The organism is Pseudomonas sp. BAY1663, assembly GCF_000582595.1.
GTDB lineage: Bacteria > Pseudomonadota > Gammaproteobacteria > Pseudomonadales > Pseudomonadaceae > Stutzerimonas > Stutzerimonas stutzeri_AF.
Genome location: NZ_AZSV01000204.1, coordinates 1 through 1,117, shown reverse-complemented (window position 1 = coordinate 1,117; position 1,117 = coordinate 1). Strand labels below are relative to the sequence as shown.

1 protein-coding gene is annotated in these 1,117 nt (G+C 60.5%); it reads right to left on the bottom strand.

Annotated features, from left to right (window positions below; translation table 11 throughout):
• Positions 1-16: 16 nt before the first annotated feature.
• A complete protein-coding gene (locus BAY1663_RS22790; RefSeq protein WP_037045432.1) occupies positions 17-964 on the bottom strand; it encodes an IS110 family transposase in 948 nt (315 codons plus the stop codon).
• Positions 965-1,117: the final 153 nt, after the last annotated feature.

Below are 1,117 nucleotides of genomic sequence, written 5' to 3'. Positions count from 1 at the left end.
GCAACCGTGTTCGGCGTCAAGCAATTTGCGTATGGAAGTGCGCTTTATCCCGGATCATGGCATTCAGAATCACCAGCAGCTTGCGCATGCAGGCCACGATGGCAACCTTGCTCTTCTTGCCAGCGGCCTTCAGGCGTAGGTACTGCGCCAAGATCGGCGGATTCTTGCTGCGAATGGCACAGAGCGTAGCCATGTACAGCACCCGACGAACTTCACTGCGCCCACCCCAAATGCGACGGTAGCCCCGCATTGTACCGCTGTCGCAGTTGTAGGGCGCGACGCCGACCAGGGCGGCGATGCGTTTGCGATCCAGCTGGCCTAATTCGGGCAATAGAGCCAGGAGGGTCAGGCTCGCGACCGGGCCCACACCCCGTACCTCGCACAGCAGGTCGTACTTGGCTTGCCAGACTGGTGAGTTCTCTACCGCTTGGTGTAGGCCAGCATCACTGGCCCGCAGCTGCCGCTCGAGCCATTCGATATGCTGCTTCAGCTCGCGACGTACCGCTTTGCTCAGCGCCTGCTGCAACCGGAGCCGTTCGGCAACCAGCATGTCGACCAGTTGGCGACGCCGGGCCAACAGCTCCGCCAGTTCCTGTACCGCTTGTGCAGGAATCTCGCGTAATGCTGGTTTGACCGCCGCACCAAAAGCGGCCAATACCCGGGCATCCAGCGTATCGGTCTTGGCAAGCTGACCCGTGGCCTTGGCGAAATCGCGAACCTGACGCGGATTGACCACCACGACGGGCAAACCGGCCGCCGCCAACTCGGCCACCAGGCGGCGCTCCAGCCCACCGGTTGCCTCCAGCACGATCAGCTCAGGCTGAGCCGCCTGTAGCGTCTGCAGCAAACAGCGGACTTCCTCTGGCTGGTACGCATACTGCTCGATACGCTCGACTTGGCTGATGAAGACATCCAGCTTGGCCTTGGCCACGTCGATACCGACAATCACGGGATCCCCATGCATGACATCCTCCTGTTATCCAACCTTGCGAAACGGGCTTCAAACCCAGGCAACCGTTCGGACTAGTGGGGAGAAAAACCTGCTTCGACCCAAGCTCTCTCACGGTCTCGTAACCAGAGGGAAGTACGGCCTGAAGCAGGCTAAGTTAAGACTTAC